Below are 20586 nucleotides of genomic sequence, written 5' to 3'. Positions count from 1 at the left end.
CCGCCCTGCCCGGCCCGCCCCGGCCCGGTCTTGATCGACACGGGTTCGGCGATGTTGCGGTATCCGGACCGGTGGGACACCCCGATATCGCCGATCTCGTGTCGACCTTGCCCAGCGGCGGGACGGGAGCGGCGGAGGCGGGAGCGGCGGAACAGGGTCGCCGGGTGGCCGGGGTCGCGTTGCGGGCGGGTGCGGCCCGTCGGGCCGGGCCGGGTCGCTAGCGTGACGGGGTGACCACCGACCCGCTCGCCCCGCTGCTCGCGCTCACCGACGTCGCCGCTGCCGTCGACCGGGCCCGTGAGCGCTTCGACCAGGCGCTCGGGCACCGCGCGCTGCGCCGCAACGGTGGCCAGGTCGCGGCCGAGGTCAGCCTGCGGTCGGCGGTGGCCAGCGCCGCGCTCGAAGGCGCCGTCCACGAGCGTGAGGAGGTCCGGGCCGGCACCGTCACCGACCCGGTGCTCCAGGGGGCGCTGCGGGTCGCCGGGGCGCTGCCCGGCCTGAGTGAACTCTGGCCGAAGGCACCCCGGCAGGCACTCGCCCGGCTGCACGTCCTCGCCGCCCGCGACATCGTGGGCGAGGCCGAGCTGGGCCGACCGGTGCCCGACCCGGTGGTCGCCGCCCGTCTCGACGGGCTCGCCGCTCTGGTGGCCGGCGGCACGAGGGTCTCGCCGCTGGTGCTCGCCGCCGTCGTACACGGGGAGTTGCTGAACCTGCGTCCGTTCGCCGGGCCGTCCGGCGTGGTGGCGCGCGGTGCCGCCCGACTGGTGCTGCTCGCCAGCGGCCTCGACCCGCGCGGCCTGCTCGGCGTCGACGTCGGTCACCGGGAACGGGAGCCCGAGTACGTCGGCTCGGCCGGCGCGTTCGCCACCGGCACCCCGGACGGGTTGCGCTCCTGGCTGCGCCACTACATGGCGGCCGTCGAGGTGGGCGCCGACCAGCTCACCGCCATCGGCGACGAGATCCTCGCGGCCGCCTGAGGTCGTTCAGGCCCGTCGTACCGCCCGGTTGACCTTGGCTTGGAGCGCCCGGCGGGCGATGGGCCCGAGGTCGTCGACGACCTCCAGCAGCAGCGCGAGTTGGTCGAGCGCGGCCATCGCCTGGTCGGCGCCGGCCCGGTCCACCCCGTCGTAGAGTTCCAGCCCGATGAACGCGGCCGAGACCGCACGGGCCAGGCCGGGTACGTCGGCGACCTCGGCGAACGGGGAACCGGCGAGCAGCCTGCGCAGGACTGCCTCGATCTCGTCCACCCACAGTTGGAGCGCGCCGGCGGTGGGGGCGGCCATCCGCTGGTCCGCCTGTGCGGCAGCGAGCATCTGGGCCAGGAACGTGACGTTGCCGAGTTGGCGTTCCTCCTCGTGCAGCGCACGCCCGACCGCGAGCAGTTCGCGCAGCGACCCGGCCGAGGCCAGGCGGGCGGACCAGTGCTCGACCCGCTTCGCGGTGCTGTCGCGGCAGGCCGCCGCGAGCAGGTCGTCGACGGTGCCGTAGTGGTAGAAGACCAGGGCCTGGTTCACCCCGGCGGCAGCGGCGATGGTCCGTGCGGAGACGCCCGCGATGCCGTGTTCGCGGATGGCGGCGATGGCGCCGTCAAGGAGACGCTGCTTGGTGTCGGACATGGCGCTCCTCGCGGGCGGGCCGGGTGCGGTGGTGCGATCATCGCATCGGTGACCAGTTGGGCGAGCCAGGCGACGCCCGGTAGCCGGACGGCCCAGCCGACCACTGCCCAACCGAGGTGCACGTGTTCGAGCGCGCGGGCGACGGCGGCCACCCCCCGTTGCGCGTGACCGTCGCCGCCCACGTACTCCGCCCGCCACAACACACGGTCGTGTTCCCGGGCGGGCCGGATGCGCAGCCCCACCGGGTGGCGCCGGGCCAGCATCCGCCAGATCGCCGCGCAGGGTCCGCAGTCGTCGTCCAGCCAGAGCACCGCGGGTGGCCCGGGCGCGTACGGCCGCCACCGGGGCCACCAGTCACGAACCTGCCGCCGGTACGACCGCCAGGAGTCCCCGTACCGGGCTCGCAGGTCGTGTCGCTCGTGCGGCGTCGCGACCGCCGCGCCGAACGCCACCGCCGACACCGCCGCCAGGACGAGCGTGGCGCTGCGCGTCACCGCTGCGGTGAGCAGCAGCAACACCACCGCGCTGAGTTGCATGGGGTTGGCCAGGTAGGCGTACGGGCCGGTGGTGACCAGTCGACGCGGCGGGTCCCACGGGTACGGCGTGCCGCCTCCCCGGGTGACGAACTCCGCGACCGCGGCCAGCGCCGGGGTGGCCGTCAGGAGGGCCAGTTGCGCCAGCACCAGCAACTCGGTGCGGTTCAGCCCGGTCAGTCGGGCCCACGACCCGTCGCCGAGTTCGAAGGCCAGGCTGGGCAGGAACCAGAGGAGCAGCGCGGTGAAGAGCCCTACCTGCAGCAGTGTCCTGGTGCGCAGGCGCCGCCGGTCGGCGCCGGACCGACCGAGCAGTTGGGCGGGTAGGGCCACCAGGAGCAACCCGGCCACCTCCCCGACGAGCCAGTACGGGCCGAGGTGGACAAGCGGGTGCAGCGCCGGCATCGCCACCACGTCGACCCAGAGCAGCAGACCCAGTGCGACAGGCAGGGGCAGCAACCGGCGCAGCAGCACGGGCAGCGGCCCCCAGAGCGCAGCCCAGCCGATCCACAGGTCCACCGGCATCCCCCGGTACGCGCCGTCGACCGGGGCGAACGCGTACCAGCCGGCCGTCCGGGCGGCCTCGTGCAGTGCGGCGATGCCGACCCCGGCGGCCACGAACGCCAACAGCGCGGCACCACGGGCGGCGCGGTCCCGCTCCCATGCGCCGACGGCGAGCACCGCGAGAAGCGGCACCCCCAGGCTCAACCACCTGGCGACTGTCACTTGAGTGCCAGCATGTCGAGCAGGTGGCCGACCCCGGCGCCGAGCAGCGCCTGCTGGATGGGGCCGAAGTACCAGGACGGGTCCAGACCCCGCGTGTAGTCGACCCGGATCTGGACCTCGGTGTGCCCGGCGTCGATCGCCCGCCAGGTCAGCGTCGCGTGCCGCCAGGTGAACCAGCGCGCGGTGATCGAACTGTCCTCGACGAACCGGAAATCCACACGTTCCGGCGTTACGTTCTCGACCTCGGCGAGCAGATGGCCGCCCGGGCCGTGCGCGCTGCCGTGGTAGCCGAACATCCACCTGTCGCCGGGATCGAGCCCGTCGCCGCTGACCCGCCCGGGTGTGGGCACGCCCAGCAGGCGCAACGGCGCAGACCGTACGGCCGTCGGGCGTGGACCGGCGGCAAGGCGCTCGGCCACCCGGTCGGCGGGTAGCTCGACGACGCGGGTCACCTCCACCGTCTGCTCCGGACCGAGCCGGGGAGCCATGCCACTGCCCTCCAGGCCGGGCAGGAGCAGCAGCGGCACGGCGACGAGCACGTAGGGCCGGTTGGCCTCCCGCAGGGCGCGGATCAGCGCGGTGGTGCCGTGGGCCACCGCGTACACCAGGGGGGCCGCCAGGATGACGCAGATCGCTCCCTCGTGCAGCGCCACCGCCGCCAGCAGCAGGGCCACGGTGGTGGCGGCGAAGACCTGGCCGTGGGCCGTCCGGCGCGGGGTCAGCGCGAGGGCGGCGGCCAGCAGCACCGGGAGCGCCACGAAGAGTACGGCGCTGTCGGCGCGGCCCTCACGCACCACCGCGACGAAGACCACCAGCCCGAAGAGCGTTATCAGGCCGGCCAGAGTCCAGTGGGCGGCGGTGCGCTGTGGTGGTGGTTCGGTGGTGTTGGTCCATCCGGACGGTTCGGGTGTCTCGTCGACGTCGGCCATGCTGATCTCCCCGTTTTAAGCGATCGCTCAAATCCGAGCGTACGACGATTTGAGCGATCGCTCAAGACGTTGCTGAGGGGAGGTGCGAAGGTGGGGCGGGCGGCTGGATCCGTCGATGCGGCGCTCGGCTGTCGGAGAGGCGGCGCCGCCCTGCTGTTGCCGGACCGGTCCTCGGTCTGGCCGGGCTGCTGCCTGAGGTGATCAGGCGGTGGTGGCGGCGCGGGTCCGGCGATGCCTGCCGTACCAGGCGATGCCGATGGCCACCCCGACCCCCACGCCCAGGGCCGCCGCGGCGACCGGAACGGCCGGCCGCTCCCGCAGCCGGCGACCCAGCGGAATCGGGTGCCGGAACTCCAGCACCGGCCAGGCGTTCTCCGAGGCCAGCTTGCGGAGCTGCCGGTCCGGGTTGACCACGCTCGGGTGACCCACGCACTCCAGCAGCGGACGATCGCTGTACGAGTCGGAGTAGGCGTACGAGTCGGCCAGGTCGTAGCCGCGCACGGCGGCCAGCTCGCCAACCGCCTCGACCTTGCTCGGACCGGCGGCGTAGAACTCGACCTCGCCGCTGTACCGGCCGTCCTGCACCGCCATCCGGGTGGCGATCACGTCGGTCACCCCGAGCAGCTCGCCGATCGGCCGGACCATCTCCTCGCCGGACGCGGAGACCAGCACCACGTCCCGCCCGGCTGCCTGGTGCTCCTCGATCAGAGCGGCAGCCTCGGCGTACACATAGGGGTTGATCAGCTCGTGGAGCGTCTCCGCGACGATCTGGCGGACCTGTTCCACCTGCCAGCCCTTGCAGAGCGCGGCCAGGTAGTCCCGTGTTCGGGCCATGGTCTGCTCGTCGGTGCCGCCCAGCCGGAACATCAGCTGCGCGTACGCCGACTTGACCACGTCACGCCGGGTGATCAGCCCGTCCCGGTAGAACGGCCGACCAAACGCCAGGGCGCTCGACTTGGCGATGACGGTCTTGTCCAGATCGAAGAAAGCGGCACTTCGGCCCACGGCGCGAAAGTCTAGCCGGATGGTCTATCGTCGGCGGGTGCCCGGGGTCAGGCCACCCCTCGGACCTGCGGGCGGGTGCCTCCAACTCCGCTGGGCGTGACCGTGCTCACACTCCGCGAGGAGAATTTCGCGCTGAGTGGAGTGAACACCACTCGACGTGACGGTTCCGCTCAGGCAGACTTGTCCGCACGACAAGCTCTCACATCCCCGAAACAGACAGACCCTCAGCGGTTGCACCCCCCGTGACCGCTGAGTGGTTCGGCTCGACCCCCCCGGAGCCGAACCGTCGACGACCCCCGTCTCCCCCCGACGGGGGTCGTCCCTTTGCGGGGAGCGCTCCCGCCCTGGTGGAAGCGCCTTTGCCGGCTCGGTCGGGCCCAACGCCGGGCGGAAAGTCAGCGAATCACCAGGGAACGTCAGCCGGACCCGGTCGGCGTAGTCGTCGGGCGTGTGCGTGTACCGGTCCAGCGTCGTCGACGCCTTCTCGTGGCCCGCCACCCGCCGCCGGAAGTTCGACTGCCGTTGCGGCTCACCGTGTCGGCGATGAGGCCAGCGTCCGCAAAGACATGGGAACACCGGACTCAGCGGTCATCAGCGGGCCGAATGGCGGCGAGGTTCGTTCCGTCGGTGGTCTTGGCGATGAGTTCCTTGAACCGGACCGGGTCGGATTCAGCGATCGCGCGGGCCGCAGCCACCCCGCGGTGCAGGCTCGCCGGATAGTAGGACTCATCCAGAATGAAGCCTCGGGCCAGCCATTCACGTGTGGCGTCGTGATCGCACTCGACGAAGGCGGTGAGACAGGCTGCGCGGTACCACCCGCGCAGGTCAGCAACCTCATCATCGTGGGCTTGGCTACCCGTTATGGGCTGTTTGCCAGTCAGCGCTTGAGGCGACTCGTACACGAGCACGGCCTGCGACCAATACCAGGCGCGGACTGCGCAGACGCGTTGCAGTAGCGGGCCGGACGTAACGACCGAGATGAGGTACTCCTGGACCCGGCGACGGCCGACCGCCGTCAACACCGGTTCGATGAGTTGACGATTGGCGGCCACATCTTCGTCGCAGACCACTGCGGCCAGGACTCGGCTAGCCAGGGTGGCGGCCAGGTCAGGACGTTCTCGAAGAACGCAGGCAAGCTGCCAGCGCTTGCCGTTCCTCCGGTGGTAGCGACGGAACGACTCGTTGCTGGCGAACCTCGGCTGCAGTTCGGGCTCTACCCAGGCTGAGTCCAGCTCGGCTAGGAGGTCATCAAGCTGCCGCTCGAACTCGTCAGCCAGGTCGCCGTCCACCCATGCGTCCATGTCGACATCATCTGCGCCGACCCCCTCCGTCATCGACTGGCCGAACGGATCTTGTAAAGGGCGCGGGACGCAAGTGGTCAAGCATGTCCGGTGACCGGACCACGTCCGCAAGGACACCACTGCCGAAACACCCGGACGAGTGCGGACGCGATGCACAGAGCTTGTAAGCGAGACGTCGGGTGACTGTCGTTGCCCGCCGACGGAGCGCTCACCGCAGCTCCGTCTGAGTAGCCCGGTCGGCTTCCAAGTCATCGTCATGCAAAACCGCCTCTGGGTCTTCTGCGCCGAGTTGGGCGCGGACCGCGCGGTAGAACTCTTGGAGAGCGTCGTTGAGGCGAGCTGTTGGCGACTTGGAGGGGTACTCCGCTGCCCGAGGGTCACGGCCGTCCTCGGCCTGAACCCGCACAGCATAGGCATGGCGAGTTACTACCCGTGCTGCAGTCTGGACCCTCTTGTTGCCCAGTAGCCGAAGCTGCTCGCAGGCTACCCGCATCCCCTGGTGCGCTTCGTCTAGCGCCTTCCGGTGACTGTTCTCATCCTCGCTACGCGAGGGATGCTCTGCCAGGTGGCGCAGGGTGCGCGCCGAAGCGACGAAGGCGCCGCTTCGCTCAAAGAGCGCGCTGTCCCAGCGAGCCCGGACCTCGGCTGCCATCCGCTGGTTGTTCGTCCTCACCACGACATAGGCCGCGACGGACGCCGAGATCAGGCCGCCGAGGAACGACAGGGCGGCGGTCAGCCATTGCATCCACCGAGTGTCGTCTCGATCATGCTTGAAATCTAGACAGAGGCAGCGACGAGGCAGCAGACCCTCCGTTGTGGAGCACCACCAGCCGTCACCTGACGATCCTCCCTACCTGCCAGTCGACACTGTCTGATGAGCACCGACACTGGCCGGCAAGCTGAGACCGCATCCCCCGACGGGGGTCGTCTCTTTCCGCTGGGAGCGCCCCCTAATCCAGCGCGAGTCGGCGGGCGCCGAACAGCTCGAAAAGCCTGGGCAGCCGCTTTCGCCACTCGGCCTCGTCGCTGAGGTCCCAGCGCTCGTCGGCTGGCTCCGGGCTCGGCGGTGGCGCAGTGGCCGCGGACTCCGCTGATTCGACGGCGTCCCAGAAGGCCTCATCGTCGCCGGTCAGTTGCTCGTACGCCTGCTGCGCGGCGAACTGGAGGGCTTCGTCGCCGATCCACAGGTCGCGGCCTTCCGATGCGCTGATCTGCCGTACCGCGGGATGGTCGGCGAGCGAGTCGGGGTCCCGCGCGGCTGACTCGAACGCCGCTCTGCCCAGGCCGACCAGCCCTGCCTGGAAATCGGAGAATCCGTCGTCGGAGAGGAACCCGTACTCGATGATCCAGCACGCCGCGCAGAGATCCCAGGTGTCGGCCTGGTCCATCACCTCGTTGAGCGTCTGGTCGAACGCCACGATGTGTGACAACGGGAGTCGCGTCAGCTCCGCGACCAGGGCGTCAGCGACCACATCCGGCTGACCGTCGGGGCGGGGTTGGTCCGCCGCTGCGCCGGCCGCTGCTCGTGCCCGCTCCACGATGCTCCAAAACTCTTCCAGCTCCACGGCCGGGAGTGTCCCCGACGGCTGTGACAGTCGATCTCGGCGGCTCAGTCTCTGCTGATCTTCGATCCGGCGACGGGTGAGCTGCTCGCCCACGAGTTGCTGACGCGGGCTCCGGTGCGGATCAGCGCGTACCGGCTGATCCTGGAGACGACCTGGACTGACCGGATCGGCTGACCGCCGACTTTGTGGGACCGCTCTCTCGGGAGCGGCCCCACGGTGTTTTCCCGGTAGCCGCCCTAGCTGCGCGGCAACCCGCGCGCATAGCAGATCAACCGTCTCGTCGGGCGTTGTCCACAGGCCCCGGAGTTGTCCACAGGCGAGGCGTCGGGGGGAGTCCGCGAGGCCGATCGCGAGCAGGGTCGGCGGTGCATCCGATCCCGACCGCTGGAGGCCGCGATGGCACCCCGTACCTCCGTTCCGCCGATCCGACGGCTCCCACTGGTCGTCACGGGGGACGGCGACCTGCTCGACGACCTGCTCCGGCTCGCCGCTGCCGGCGGCACCGAGGTGGAGCTCGCCGCCGACCCGGCCGCCGCCCGCACTCGCTGGGGTCCCGCGCCGCTGGTGCTGCTCGGCGCCGATCAGGCGCAGGCGTGCCTGCGCGCCCGACTGCCGAAGCGGCCCCGGCTGGTGCTGGTCGGCCGGGCCGGTCAACTCGACCCCGGCTGGCACATCGCCGAGCTGATCGGAGCCGAGCACGTCGCCGCACTGCCCGCCGCCGAGCCCTGGCTGGTGGACCGCCTGGCCGAACAGGGCCCCGACCAGCAGAACGGTCCGGGTGCCCGGGTCGTCGCGCTGTTCGGCGGTCGGGGCGGTGCCGGCGCGAGCGTCCTCGCGGGCGGGCTCGCCGTGACCGCGGCGCGGGCCCGACTGCGCACCCTGCTCATCGACGCCGACCCGCTCGGGGGTGGCCTGGACCTCGTGCTGGGCTGGGAGCAGCTGGAAGGGCTGCGCTGGCCGTCGCTCACCGACGCGGACGGGCGGGTGGACGCGCCCGCGCTTGTCGATGCGCTGCCCAGCCGGGGCGACCTGGTGGTGCTCTCCTGGGATCGCGGCGAGATGCTGGCGCTGCCCGCCTCCGCGATGGCCGCGACCGTCGACGCCGCGCACCGTGGCCGGGACTTCGTGGTGATCGACCTGCCCCGACAGTTGGACGACGCCGCCGTGGTCGCGTTGCAGGCAGCCGACCAGGCGTACGTCGTCGTGCCGGCGGAGCTGCGCGCCACCGCGGCCGCCGCCCGGGTGGTGGCCTCGGCCGCACCACACTGCGCCGCGCTCTCGGTGGTGGTGCGTGGGCCCGCCCCGGGCCGCCTGCGCGCCACCGAGGTGGCACGGGCACTCGGGCTTCCTCTCGCTGGCACGCTACGTCCCGAACCCGGGCTCTGCCGGGGGCTCGAACGCGGCGAGGCACCGGCGGCGGCCGGCAAAGGCCCGCTCGCCACGCTCTGCCGACGGATCGTCGCGGACCTCACCGGCGTCCCCGCGACGGGTGCGGCATGAGCGGCCGGCCGGAGGACGGCACCTTCGCGGCCCGGGTGCGCCAGCGGATCGCCGCCGCCACCGACCCCGTCACCCCGGCGGCGATCGTGTCCGCCGTACGCGCCGAGCCCACCGCGGCGGTGTTGGGCGACACCGCAGTACTGCGGATCGCCGACCGGGTGCACGACGACCTCGTGGGCGCCGGGCCGCTGGCCCCGCTGCTGGCCGATCCGGAGGTGACCGACGTCCTGGTCAACGGTGTCCGCGTCTGGGTCGACCGGGGCGCGGGGCTGCACCAGGTAGCGGTCCCGGTGGGCTCGGTCGAGGACGTCCGCCGGCTGGCGCAGCGACTGATCGCCAGCGCCGGGCGGCGGCTCGACGACGGCTCCCCGTACGCGGACGCTCGGCTTCCCGACGGCACCCGGCTGCACGCCGTGCTGCCGCCGGTGGCGACCGAGGGGCCCTACCTGTCCCTGCGGACGTTCCGGCACCGCCCGTTCACCCTCGACGAACTGGTGCGCCAGGGGACGGTGCCGCGACCGGTGGCGCCACTGCTCGCCGCCGTCGTCGCGGCCCGGCTGGCATACCTGGTCACCGGCGGCACAGGCTCGGGCAAGACGACCCTGCTCAACACGTTGCTCGGTTTGGTGCCCACCACGGAGCGGATCGTCCTGGTGGAGGACGCGGCCGAGTTGCAACCGGGGCACCCGCACGTGGTCGGGCTCCAGGCCCGCACCGCCAACGTCGAGGGGACGGGCGTCGTCAGCCTCGGCGACCTGGTTCGGCAGGCGTTGCGGATGCGCCCGGACCGGCTGGTGGTCGGGGAGTGCCGGGGCGCGGAGGTGGTCGACCTGCTGGCCGCGCTGAACACCGGCCACGACGGCGGCGCCGGCACGCTGCACGCCAACACCCCGTCCGACGTGCCGGCCCGGCTGGAGGCGCTCGGCATGCTGGGCGGGCTGCCCCGCTCCGCCCTGCACGCCCAGGTGGTCGCGGCGCTCCAAGTGTTGCTTCAGGTACGCCGAGGGGACCGCGGTCGTGTCCTCGAGTCGATCTGCCTGCTGCTCCCCGAGGGGCCCGAACGACTGGCCACTGTGGTGCCCGCCTGGATACGTGGACGTGGGTTGGGGTTGGCCGCACGTACCTTCGGCACGCTGCTGCGAGACCGGGGCGTGGCGGTGCCGCCGATCCTCAGCGAGCCGTGGCCCGGATCGGCGGGCCCGGCATGACCGGCGGAACGGCGCTCGTGGTGGCGCTGCTGCTGGCCGCCGCGGTCCTGGTGGCCTGGCCGGTGCAGAGCGTCCGGGCACGCCGCCGCCGAGTGCTGGCACCGGGCCGTGGCGCCACCGGCGCTGATCCGGACGACGCTCTGGTGGAATGGATCAGGGGCCTCGCTCGGGCGCGGGGCGGGCCGACCGATGAGCTTGGCGGGGTGTCGGACCAGGTCCATCCGGGTGCCCTCTCGTACCCGCCGGGAGCGTCGACGTCCGTCAGCGGGCGGACGGTTGTCGCCTGGTCCACTCGGGACCTCGACGACAGCCCGAGCCGTCCGAGGGCGACCGGCGGGCCGGGTGGATCCACGCGACCGGCAGGTCCGGCACGGCCGCCGATCCGTCGGGATCCTCGCCGCCCGGCTGCCACTGCCCGGCCGGAGACCGAGACCATCGAGGCCGTCGAGCATCCGGGCCGCAGCAGGGCCGACCCGGCGGACCATCGCACCGTTGGCCCGCCGGACCAACGCCTCGTTCGCCCGGCGGACCGAACGGCCGGCGCGTCGTACGAGGCCCGTCGGCTGCGCGTGCGTCGGTCGCCGAGGCGTGTGCTGCTGCTGGTTGGCCTGGTGGGGGCAGGGGTCGGTGCCGTGTCCGCCGGGCCGGTGGCCGCTGTCGCGGTGGCCGGCTACGGCACGCTGGCCGTGCGCGCCCTGCTCCGCTGGAGAGCGGGCCGGCACGCGGACCTGGTAAGGCGGCGCGGCCTGGACCTGCTCTGCGGTCTGGCAGCCGACCTCCGGGCGGGCCTGCCCGTCCCGCCAACCCTGGAGATCGCCGCCGTCGAGGGGACGGGTCGAGCCGACCGGCTTCGCGAGCTCACCTCGGCCGCCGTGCGGCTGGCGGACCGGACCGGCGCACCGCTGGCCGAGCTGATCGAGCGCATCGAGGCGGACGCCCGGGCGACCGACCGGGGCCTGGCCGCCGCGGCGGCACAGGCGGCGGGCGCCCGCGCCACGGCCTGGTTGCTGGCGGCCCTGCCGGTTGGCGGGATCGCGCTCGGCTACGGGATCGGAGTCGACCCCTTGGCGGTGCTCCTGCACAGCACTGTCGGCGGGGTCTGCGCGGTCATCGCGGTCGCCCTGCAGATAGTCGGCCTGTTCTGGGCCGAGCGGTTGGGCGCGGCGTCGGGGCGGGCCGCCTGATGTCCCCGGTGCGCCTGGGCGGTTCGGTCGGTCGGCGCGGCTCGCCGCACCGGGCCGGCTCGGGTGGCGGCGGTGTGGAGAGTCGGCGACGACCGGACGCGATCCGCCTCGCGGCAGCGATGGCCGGGCTCGCCGTCGCGGTGGTCGTCGGGGGCTGGTTCGGGCTGCTCGGTGCGGTTCCGGCCGCGGTCCTGCTGGACGTGCTCCTGCGCCGGATCGAGTCCCCGGCGGCGCGCGACCGGCGACTCCGGGAGGCCGCCGACCTGCCGCTCGCCGCCGACCTGCTGGCGGCGGCGATGCGGGCGGGTGCGCCGGTGGACCGCTCGGTGCTGGCCGTGGCCGAGGCGCTGGACGGCCCGCTCGCGAGCCGACTGGCCCGGGTCGGCCGCACCCTGCTCCTCGGCGGTGGCCAGGCCGAGGCGTGGTCGGCGTTGGACGGGGTGCCGGGAGCCGATCGGATGGCAGCGGCGGCCTTCCGCTCGGCCAACAGCGGCGCCGCGCTGGCCGGTGCGCTGACCCGTCTCGCCGACGACCTGCGGGCCGACCGGGCCACCGCCGCCGAAGCGTCGGCCCGCCGGGCTGGCGTCCTCATCGTGCTGCCGCTGGGGCTGTGCTTCCTGCCCGCGTTCATTCTCGCCGGCCTGGTGCCGGTGATCGTCGCCGTCCTCGGCGACGTGCTCTGACCCATCGAGAAAGGAAAGACGCATGCGCAAACTCATCGCCCGACTCCGCGGCGACGACGGGATGAACACCGCCGAGTACGCCGTGGGCACGCTCGCCGCGGTGGCCTTCGCCGGGATTCTGTTGAAGGTCCTGACCTCCGGCAATGTCCAGTCGGCGCTGACCGCGGTCATCGACCGGGCGCTCAAGTGAGCGGGCGCCGGCAGGTCGGCCATGGTCGGAAACCGGGTACCCCCGGGCGAGCGTGCGACGGCAACCGGTGGGCCCATTTCGTCGGCGGCGACCGGGGCTCCTTCACCGCCGAACTGGCGGCCGGCCTGCCGGCGCTACTCCTGCTGCTGCTCGCCGGCCTGACCGCGGTCAACGCCGTCAGCACCCAGGCGAGCTGTCTGCACACGGCCCGGGAGGTGGCGTTGGCCGCCGCCCGGGGAGCCGACAGCGCGGATGGGGAGCGCGCGGCGCCACCGGGGGCAGAGGTGTCGGTGTCGGTCGACGGCGACCGGGTGCAGGCGACGGTCCGCGCGCCCGTCCGCGCGCTGGGCGGCCGGCTACCGAAGATCACCGTTCTCGCCACCGCCGTCGCAGCCGTGGAACCCGGCGCGGACGAGGGGAGATGGTGATGCGGCATCCCGACACTCGGTCGCGTGGGCACGGCCCGGACGCCGAGCGACACGACGGCGACCGACCGGACGCCGAGCGACACCACGGCGGCCGACCGGACGCGGAGCGAGGCGGTGCAACCGTGCTGCTGCTCGCGTTGGGACTGGTCTTCGTGCTGGTTGGGACGTTCGGCGCCGCTGCCACCGCCGCCGGGATGGCGGCTCAGCGGGCGGCGGTGGCCGCTGATCTCGGTGCGCTGGCCGGGGCTGCCCGGGCGCTTGACGGCGACGCGGTGGCGTGCGCGTCCGCCGCGGACATCGCCCACCGCAACGCTGGCCGACTGATCGACTGTCTCCTCGACGGGCTGGACGTGCTGGTGACCGTCGAGGTGGCGTTCACACCGCTTCCGGGCGTGACCCGGGTCGTCGCGTCGACGGCCCGCGCCGGCCCGGTACGCGGCTGAGTCGATGGTCCGCGTGGACCGCGCCTGGCTGTTCGACCGCGGCCGGCTGGCCGGGGCAGGCTTTGGGGTCCTGTCCCGGTCAGCGGCCGAGAGGGTGGGTCGCCGGGTGTGAGCCGGGTTGCGTCAGCGGGACTGGAGCGCGTCGAGGGCGACGGCCATCGCGATGACGAGACGACGGTCGATCTGCGGGTTCTGCACCTCGACGACGTACTTGTCGCGCAGGCCCCACTTCTTCACCACCGAGAAGATCGGCTGACCGCCGGCGGTGAAGTCGAAGTGGTACGGCAGCCAGGACAGCGAGTCGACGAACCGGCGCAGCAGCGCCACCGGCAGGCTGCGCTCCTGGCCCGTCACCTGCGGCAGGCCGGCCTGCTCGACGTGCCAGGTGGAGCGGAGCAGCGACTGGGCGAAGTCCTTGCGGAACAGGCCGATCGCGTTACCGGCCGCGTCGGTGACGTCGTACGTCGCGCCGAGGTCGATGCGCTGGCGGGCCTTGAAGCCGAGCAGGGGCTGCTGCTTGGAGTCGTCGGTGTAGATCGTCACCTGCTCCTTGAAGGCGAGCCGCTTCTGCTGCGCGAACGCCAGCAGCTCACCCTCGGTGCCGTCCGGCGCGACCGCCCGGACCTCGTACTGGTTGACCATCATCCGCAGCCGCTGGCGGATGTGGAACTGCTGCAGGGCCTGCAAGTTGTCGAGCTGCATGTGTTCTCCTCAGGGGGATGGTGCGCCGGAGTCTCGCACAGCCAGGCAACCACCGTCGGCCCGTGCCCCTGGCGCTCCCACCCCCACCGGTCCGCCCCGCGGGACCGGGCCCGCGACGGTCAGCGACCGTCCACGGTCACGCGCAACGACCAGGTGTTGAGCACCTGGTGGATGCTGCGCAGCCGTTCGTTGATCTGCTCCAGTCGTTCCGCCTGGGCCAGGGCGGCCAGCGCCGCCCCAAGTGCGATCTGCTGATCAAGGGTGAGGTGGTCCTGGTCGATGGTGTAGAGCAGGTCGACGGTCTCAGCGATCGTGTCGGCCACGGCTTCTCCTCGGGCGCGGGGGCTAACTGGAACACAAGCATCGATGGAAGCGCTCCCATGCCATTGTGCCCAGTGCCGTCGGGATTCATGCAAGGTGCGTCAGGCGGGCAGATTCTCCAGCACCACGTCGAGCACCCGGATCGCGTCCGGCTTGGAGAGCGGGTTGTTGCCGTTGCCGCATTTCGGCGACTGCACGCAGGACGGGCAGCCGGTCTCGCAGCCGCACTCCGCGATGGCGTCCCGCGTGGCGCGCAGCCACGCCGACGCCGTCCCGTACGCCCGCTCGGAGAAGCCGGCGCCGCCCGGGTGCCCGTCGTAGACGAAGACCGTCGGTGCCTCGGTGTCCGGGTGCAGGGCGGTGGAGAGCCCGCCGATGTCCCACCTGTCGCACGTCGCCATCAGCGGAAGCAGGCCGATCGCGGCGTGTTCGGCGGCGTGCAGCGCACCCGGGACGTCGGCCTGCTGGACCCCTGCGGAGGCCAGCGACCGCGGTGACAGCGTGAACCAGACCGCCACCGTGCGCAGCTCCCGGGTGGGCAGGTCGAGCGGCCGGGTGTCGATCACCTCGCCGGTGGCGATCCGACGCCGCTGGTACGACACGACCTGGCTGGTCACGTCCACCTCGCCGAGGAACATCCCGACCGGCCCGGCGTCGACGTAGGAGCGCACCGACACCACGGACAGGTCCGTGACGTCCCGGGCGTGGGTGGACCAGTCCGGCTCCTCGACGTGCACCAGCGCACAGCCGTCGGCCAGGTCGAGGTCGTCGACCACGTACGAGATGCCCTGGTGCAGGTAGACCGCGCCGGGGTGGAGCAGGAAGTGCGACGAGCCGCCGTCGACGGTGCCGAGCAGCCGGCCCGTGGCGGACTCCACCACGCACACCGGGGCGCCGCCCTCACCGCGCAGGTCCACCTCGGGGCGCTCGCGGTGCCGCCAGTACCAGCCGGTGGGCCGCTGCCGCAGCGCGCCGGCCTCGACCAACTGGTCGATGGCCTCCTTCGCCCCGTCGCCGAAGAGCGCCAGGTCGGCCGGGGTGAGCGGCGCCTCGACTGCCGCGCAGGCCAACTGCGGCGCCAGCACGTACGGGTTGGCCGGGTCGAGCACCGTCGCCTCGACGGGCGCACCGAAGATCGCCTCCGGGTGGTGCACCAGGTAGGTGTCCAGCGGGTCGTCCCGTGCCACCAGTACGGCGAGGGCCTCCTGCCCGGATCGCCCGGCACGGCCCGCCTGCTGCCACAGCGACGCCCGGGTGCCCGGATAGCCGCAGATCAGCACGGCGTCCAGACCGACCAGGTCCACGCCCAGCTCCAGCGCGTTGGTGGAGGCGAGGCCGAGCAGGTCACCGTGCAGCAGGGCACGTTCCAGCTCGCGCCGCTCCTCGCGCAGGTAGCCGCCCCGGTAGGCGGCGACCCGGTCACCGAGCCCCGGGACCGCGTCGTCCAGGGCCCGGCGCGCGTTGGCCGCCACCACCTCGGCGCCCTTGCGGGATCGCACGAACGCGAGCGTGCGTACGCCCTCGGCGACCGTGTCGGCGAGCAGGTCCGCGGTCTCGCGCAGCGCCGACCGGCGGACCTGGACGAGGTCCGTGGTGGCGTCGTGGTCGCCGGCGGCCTGCGCGGGCACCGCGGGGGTGGCCGAGTCGGGTGGGAGCAGCGGCGGCTCCCAGAGCGCGAAGGTCACCCCGCCGCGCGGTGAGGCGTCCTCGGTGACCGCCGTCACCGGCAGGCCGGTCAGTCGGCCGGCGGCGGTCGCCGGGTCGCCGGACGTCGCCGAGGCGAGCACGAACACCGGGGTGGCGCCGAAGCGGGCGCACTGCCGGCGCAGTCGCCGCAGCACGTGCGCCACGTGCGAGCCGAACACCCCCCGGTAGGTGTGGCACTCGTCGATCACCACGTACGCGAGGCGGCGCAGGAAACCGGACCACTGGGCGTTCCCGGGCAGGATGCCGTGGTGCAGCATGTCGGGATTGGTCAGCACGAAACGGGAGTGCCGGCGGATCCACTCCCGTTCGGCGCGCGGCGTGTCCCCGTCGTAGCAGGCGGGGCGTACCCCGTCGAGCTCCAGGCCGGCGACGGCGCGCAGCTGGTCGGCGGCGAGGGCCTTGGTCGGCGCCAGGTAGAGAACTGTGGCCCGGGGGTCGGCGAGCAGGGTGGCCAGCGCCGGGAGCTGGTACGCAAGCGACTTGCCGGACGCGGTGCCGGTGGCGACGATCACGTGGCCGCCGTCGTACGCCAGGGTGGCCGCCTCGGCCTGGTGCTGCCAGGGCGCGACCACGCCGCGGCGGGCGAACGCCGCCCGCAGCTCCGGTGGTGCCCACGCCGGCCAGGGTGCGGGCACGCCGACCCGGGCCGGCACCCGCTCGACGTGGGTGACCGGGTCGCCGGCGCCCCGGGCGCGTAGCCGGCGCAGCAGGTCGACCGGCGCTGGTCCGACGTCGTGACCTGCGGATACGGTGGGCGCGGCGGACGACTCCAGGTCACGGCGCGGCGTAGGCCGCGCCGAGAGGAAGTCGTTGGAGGTCACGTCCTGCACTCTCGCACTGGTGTTCGGAGATGAAAAGCCGGGGCCGGGGGTAAGGGGAAGCCTCCGCCGGTGACCGCAGGGTGTCCCGGCGGTAGTGGTTAGATGCCCAGGAGAGTTTACGGCTCTGGCGAGGAGGACCGATGGAGCTGTCGCTGGCGACGCGCACCGTGGGCGAGCACACGGTGCTCGAGGTCGGCGGTGAGGTGGACGTCTACACCGCGCCCCGGCTCCGTGAACGACTCCTCGAGCTGATCGACGGTGGCGCCCGGCACGTGGTCGTCGACCTCGGGCGGGTGGACTTCCTCGACTCCACCGGTCTCGGCGTGCTGGTGGGTGCGCACAAGCGGCTGCGTACGGCCGGCGGCTCGTTCGCCCTGGTCTGTGACAAGGAGCCGCTGCTCAAGATCTTCCGGATCACGGCGCTGGACCAGGTGTTCCCGCTGCACCCCACGGTCGAGGCTGCGGTCGGTGCGGGCCCGACCGGCGCCAACGCGTGATGGCGACGGTCCGGCTCTCCTTCTCTCCGGCGCCGGTGCACGTGCGTACCGCCCGACTGGTCGGCGTCGCCGTCGCCCGGCGTGCCGGTGTCCGCGAGGATCTGCTGGACGAGGTGCGCCTGGCCATCGGTGAGGCCTGCACCCGGGCGGTCGCCCTGCACCGGCAGTACGGCCTGGCCGATCCGGTGCTGGTGGAAATGTCCGACGGCGGCACGTACGCGGTGCGGGTGGTGGACCGTGCGCCGATCGAGGCCGGCATCGGGTTGGCGGCGTTGCCGCCGGACGAGTTGGCCAACGAGTCGCTGACCGACGAGGCGCTGACCACGGGCGTCGGGTTCGCCCTGCTGGCGGGCTTCGTCGAGGATCTGCAGGTGCGCCCGGTCGACGAGGGCATCGGCACCGAGGTGCGGATGGTGTGGCCGGTCGGCCGCTGAGCCGAGGAACCGCTCAAGCCCGAGAACCGCTGAAGAAGGCCGTATCCCTGCCGAGGGTGCGGCCTTCTCGTCATGGATCGGGCCCTATATCAGATTTCGTTTCATAACACAGCGACGAAGATCATCGAGACACGGTGCCACCTCGGTGTGACCTCGAACACTGTGGAGGGCTACAGTACCCGGGTTGTCAGCAAGTGATCCAACCCGCAGCCAGCGGGTATGGGTGGTCATCGCTGGTCCGCTGGGGTGGGTTGGCGCGCGCTTGCGAGTCCGCATCCAGGCGTCGACCGGTGCGTCTCCACCCGTCGACGCGAGTGTTCGGTAACAGGAGGACACAGATGTCCGAGACCTTGGCCGCCGATGGCGGCGGGCTTTCCCTTACCGGAAGCAATGTCACATACGTCGTCATCGCCGCGGTCATCGCGCTGGTGGCGCTCGTCTTCGCCGCCGCGCTGACGAAGACGGTGCTGGCAGCCGGCAAGGGCACCACGAACATGCAGGAGATCTCGGGGGCGGTCCAGGAGGGCGCCTCGGCCTACCTGCTCCGCCAGTTCCGCACCTTGGCGATCTTCGTCGTCGTCGCCGTGGTGCTGCTCTTCCTGCTGCCGGTGCACGACACCGACGGCAGCGAGGTGGCCGTGAAGCTCGGCCGCTCGCTCTTCTTCATCGTGGGCGCCGTGTTCAGCGCGTCCATCGGCGGTGCCGGCATGTGGTTGGCGACCCGCGCCAACCTGCGTGTGGCCGCCGCCGCCCGGGAGCGGCAGGGTGGCCGCGAGGCGGCCATGAAGATCGCCTTCCGGACCGGCGGCGTGGTCGGCTTCCTCACCGTCGGCCTCGGTCTCTTCGGCGCCGCGCTCGTCGTCCTGGTCTACCGGGGTGACGCGCCGACGGTGCTGGAGGGCTTCGGCTTCGGCGCCGCGCTGCTGGCGATGTTCATGCGGGTCGGCGGCGGCATCTTCACCAAGGCCGCCGACGTCGGCGCCGACCTGGTCGGCAAGGTCGAGCAGGGCATCCCCGAGGACGACCCGCGCAACGCCGCCACCATCGCCGACAACGTGGGCGACAACGTCGGTGACTGCGCCGGCATGGCCGCCGACCTCTTCGAGTCGTACGCGGTGACGCTTGTCGCAGCGCTGATCCTCGGCCGCGCCGCCTTCGGCGAGGACGGGCTGGTCTTCCCGCTGATCATCTCCACCATCGGCGTGCTGGTCGCCATCGTCGGCGTCTTCATCACCCGGCTGCGCGCCTCCGACCGCAGCGGCCTCACCGCGATCAACCGGGCCTTCTACATCTCCGCCGTGCTCTCCGCGGTGCTGGTGGCGATCGCCGCGTACGCGTACCTGCCGGCGACCTTCGCCGAGCTGGAGGGTGGCCTCACCGACGTCGACCGTAACCCGCGACTGGTGGCCATCGGCGCGGTCGTGATCGGCATCGTGCTGGCCGCGGCGATCCAGGCGCTGACCGGGTACTTCACCGAGACCAACCGCCGGCCGGTGCAGGACATCGGCAAGAGCTCGCAGACCGGCGCCGCCACGGTGATCCTCGCCGGCATCAGCATCGGGCTGGAGTCGGCTGTCTACTCGGCGCTGCTGATCGGCGCTGGCGTCTTCGGGGCGTTCCTGCTCGGCGGCAGTTCCATCACGCTGTCGCTGTTCGCGGTGGCGCTGGCCGGCACCGGCCTGCTCACCACCGTCGGCGTCATCGTCGCCATGGACACCTTCGGACCGATCTCCGACAACGCGCAGGGCATCGCCGAGATGTCCGGCGACATCGACGAGCACGGCGCCCGGACGCTCACCGAGCTGGACGCGGTCGGCAACACCACCAAGGCGATCACCAAGGGCATCGCGATCGCCACGGCGGTGCTGGCGGCGACCGCGCTGTTCGGCTCGTACACCGACACGCTGCGCACCTCGTACGCGGACGCCGGTGTGGGCGACGTCGGGACCGAGATCCTCAACTCGCTGAACGTGGCCAACCCGCGCAACCTGGTCGGCCTGATCATCGGTGCGGCTGTCGTCTTCCTCTTCTCCGGGCTGGCCATCAACGCGGTGTCCCGCTCGGCCGGCGCCGTGGTGATGGAGGTCCGCCGGCAGTTCCGTGAGCTGCCCGGCATCATGGACCGCACCCAGCGCCCGGAGTACGGCAAGGTCGTCGACATCTGCACCCGGGACGCGCAGCGCGAGCTGATGACCCCCGGTCTGCTCGCCATCCTGGCGCCGATCGCTGTCGGCTTCGGCCTCGGGCCCGGCGCGCTGGCGGCGTACCTCGCCGGTGCGATCGGCGCCGGCACCCTGATGGCTGTCTTCCTGGCCAACTCCGGTGGCGCGTGGGACAACGCCAAGAAGCTGGTCGAGGACGGCGCGTACGGCGGTAAGGGCTCCGAGGCGCACGCCGCCACGGTCATCGGCGACACCGTCGGCGACCCGTTCAAGGACACCGCCGGCCCGGCGATCAACCCGCTGATCAAGGTGATGAACCTGGTCTCGCTGCTGATCGCGCCCGCCGTGGTGGCGTGGAGCGTCGGCGACGACCGCAACGTCGGCCTGCGGGTGACCATCGCGCTGGTGGCGACGGCGATCATCGTGGCGTCGGTGGTGTTCAGCAAGCGCAAGGGCATCGCGATGGACGACTCCGACGCCGGCGGCAACACCGGCGCGGGCAGCGCCGACCACCGGCCGGAGACGATCAACGCCTGAGCGACACCGGCACCGGGGTCCCCGTCCGACGTACCCGTCGGGCGGGGACCCCGGCCATCCGGACCGGTGCCAGGCCTGGCCGCAGGCCGTACGC

The 20586-nt window shown here is 72.5% G+C and carries 21 protein-coding genes; 11 read left to right on the top strand and 10 right to left on the bottom strand.

Features of this window, described 5'->3' with window-relative positions:
* Window positions 1–230: 230 nt before the first annotated feature.
* Window positions 231–977, top strand: coding sequence for an oxidoreductase (locus AB0B39_RS05075; RefSeq protein ID WP_357491158.1), 747 nt, complete (start codon window positions 231–233; stop codon window positions 975–977).
* Between the two features lie 6 nt (window positions 978–983).
* Here the strand turns inward: AB0B39_RS05075 and AB0B39_RS05070 are convergent, their stop codons facing one another.
* The 7 genes from AB0B39_RS05070 to AB0B39_RS05040 form a co-directional block, all read right to left on the bottom strand.
* The gene (locus AB0B39_RS05070) at window positions 984–1616 is read right to left on the bottom strand and encodes a TetR/AcrR family transcriptional regulator (RefSeq protein WP_234584132.1); all 633 of its coding nucleotides are present in this window, start codon (window positions 1614–1616) and stop codon (window positions 984–986) included.
* Window positions 1511–2875 (bottom strand): methyltransferase, encoded by a 1365-nt coding sequence (locus AB0B39_RS05065; protein ID WP_357573537.1) that lies wholly within the window; start codon window positions 2873–2875, stop codon window positions 1511–1513. Before AB0B39_RS05065 ends, AB0B39_RS05070 begins: the two co-directional genes overlap by 106 nt.
* The gene (locus AB0B39_RS05060; RefSeq protein WP_357573536.1) at window positions 2872–3804 is read right to left on the bottom strand and encodes a hypothetical protein; all 933 of its coding nucleotides are present in this window, start codon (window positions 3802–3804) and stop codon (window positions 2872–2874) included. Before AB0B39_RS05060 ends, AB0B39_RS05065 begins: the two co-directional genes overlap by 4 nt.
* A 201-nt stretch (window positions 3805–4005) precedes the next feature.
* Window positions 4006–4809, bottom strand: coding sequence for an HAD-IB family hydrolase (locus AB0B39_RS05055; RefSeq protein ID WP_234584135.1), 804 nt, complete (start codon window positions 4807–4809; stop codon window positions 4006–4008).
* Between the two features lie 581 nt (window positions 4810–5390).
* Complete coding sequence (locus AB0B39_RS05050; protein ID WP_357573535.1) at window positions 5391–6110, bottom strand: hypothetical protein; 720 nt, start codon at window positions 6108–6110, stop codon at window positions 5391–5393.
* A 208-nt stretch (window positions 6111–6318) separates the two neighbouring features.
* Complete coding sequence (locus tag AB0B39_RS05045) at window positions 6319–6855, bottom strand: hypothetical protein (RefSeq protein WP_357573534.1); 537 nt, start codon at window positions 6853–6855, stop codon at window positions 6319–6321.
* Window positions 6856–7060: 205 nt separating this feature from the next.
* Window positions 7061–7675, bottom strand: a complete 615-nt coding sequence (locus AB0B39_RS05040; RefSeq protein WP_357573533.1) for a DUF4240 domain-containing protein — start codon at window positions 7673–7675, stop codon at window positions 7061–7063.
* A 396-nt stretch (window positions 7676–8071) separates the two neighbouring features.
* Here AB0B39_RS05040 and ssd point away from each other — a divergent pair, with 396 nt between their 5' ends.
* The 7 genes from ssd to AB0B39_RS05005 all read left to right on the top strand — a co-directional run bounded on the left by ssd (window position 8072) and on the right by AB0B39_RS05005 (window position 13311).
* The gene (gene ssd, locus AB0B39_RS05035; protein ID WP_234584139.1) at window positions 8072–9175 is read left to right on the top strand and encodes a septum site-determining protein Ssd; all 1104 of its coding nucleotides are present in this window, start codon (window positions 8072–8074) and stop codon (window positions 9173–9175) included.
* Window positions 9172–10383, top strand: coding sequence for a TadA family conjugal transfer-associated ATPase (locus AB0B39_RS05030; RefSeq protein ID WP_357491148.1), 1212 nt, complete (start codon window positions 9172–9174; stop codon window positions 10381–10383). Before ssd ends, AB0B39_RS05030 begins: the two co-directional genes overlap by 4 nt.
* Window positions 10380–11567 (top strand): hypothetical protein, encoded by a 1188-nt coding sequence (locus tag AB0B39_RS05025; RefSeq protein WP_357573532.1) that lies wholly within the window; start codon window positions 10380–10382, stop codon window positions 11565–11567. The genes AB0B39_RS05030 and AB0B39_RS05025 overlap by 4 nt, the downstream gene beginning before the upstream one ends.
* Before the next feature lie 119 nt (window positions 11568–11686).
* Entirely contained in the window at window positions 11687–12250 is a 564-nt protein-coding gene (locus AB0B39_RS05020) for a type II secretion system F family protein (protein WP_357573778.1), read from the top strand.
* A gap of 22 nt (window positions 12251–12272) precedes the next feature.
* Window positions 12273–12440, top strand: coding sequence for a DUF4244 domain-containing protein (locus tag AB0B39_RS05015; protein ID WP_234584142.1), 168 nt, complete (start codon window positions 12273–12275; stop codon window positions 12438–12440).
* A 113-nt stretch (window positions 12441–12553) separates the two neighbouring features.
* A complete protein-coding gene (locus tag AB0B39_RS05010) occupies window positions 12554–12868 on the top strand; it encodes a TadE family type IV pilus minor pilin (protein ID WP_357492050.1) in 315 nt (104 codons plus the stop codon).
* Window positions 12868–13311, top strand: coding sequence for an Rv3654c family TadE-like protein (locus AB0B39_RS05005; protein WP_357491144.1), 444 nt, complete (start codon window positions 12868–12870; stop codon window positions 13309–13311). The genes AB0B39_RS05010 and AB0B39_RS05005 overlap by 1 nt, the downstream gene beginning before the upstream one ends.
* A gap of 123 nt (window positions 13312–13434) precedes the next feature.
* On the opposite strand, the gene AB0B39_RS05000 is transcribed toward AB0B39_RS05005, so the two are convergent.
* From AB0B39_RS05000 to AB0B39_RS04990, 3 genes are all read right to left on the bottom strand, one after another.
* The gene (locus AB0B39_RS05000) at window positions 13435–14013 is read right to left on the bottom strand and encodes a hypothetical protein (protein ID WP_234584144.1); all 579 of its coding nucleotides are present in this window, start codon (window positions 14011–14013) and stop codon (window positions 13435–13437) included.
* A 119-nt stretch (window positions 14014–14132) separates the two neighbouring features.
* Complete coding sequence (locus AB0B39_RS04995; RefSeq protein ID WP_234584145.1) at window positions 14133–14336, bottom strand: hypothetical protein; 204 nt, start codon at window positions 14334–14336, stop codon at window positions 14133–14135.
* Between the two features lie 99 nt (window positions 14337–14435).
* The gene (locus AB0B39_RS04990; protein WP_357573777.1) at window positions 14436–16814 is read right to left on the bottom strand and encodes a DEAD/DEAH box helicase; all 2379 of its coding nucleotides are present in this window, start codon (window positions 16812–16814) and stop codon (window positions 14436–14438) included.
* A 188-nt stretch (window positions 16815–17002) separates the two neighbouring features.
* On the opposite strand from AB0B39_RS04990, the gene AB0B39_RS04985 reads away from it, so the two are divergent.
* From AB0B39_RS04985 to AB0B39_RS04975, 3 genes are all read left to right on the top strand, one after another.
* Entirely contained in the window at window positions 17003–17359 is a 357-nt protein-coding gene (locus AB0B39_RS04985; protein ID WP_007454668.1) for an STAS domain-containing protein, read from the top strand.
* Window positions 17359–17793: an ATP-binding protein gene (locus AB0B39_RS04980; RefSeq protein ID WP_234584146.1), complete on the top strand. Its 435-nt coding sequence runs from the start codon at window positions 17359–17361 to the stop codon at window positions 17791–17793. Before AB0B39_RS04985 ends, AB0B39_RS04980 begins: the two co-directional genes overlap by 1 nt.
* Window positions 17794–18131: 338 nt before the next feature.
* A complete protein-coding gene (locus AB0B39_RS04975; protein ID WP_357573531.1) occupies window positions 18132–20492 on the top strand; it encodes a sodium-translocating pyrophosphatase in 2361 nt (786 codons plus the stop codon).
* Window positions 20493–20586: the final 94 nt, after the last annotated feature.

Source organism: Micromonospora sp. NPDC049114, assembly GCF_040648635.1.
Classification (GTDB): Bacteria; Actinomycetota; Actinomycetes; order Mycobacteriales; family Micromonosporaceae; genus Micromonospora.
The sequence above is the reverse complement of the archived record's forward strand: the minus strand, read 5'-3'. Positions and strand labels throughout refer to the sequence as shown.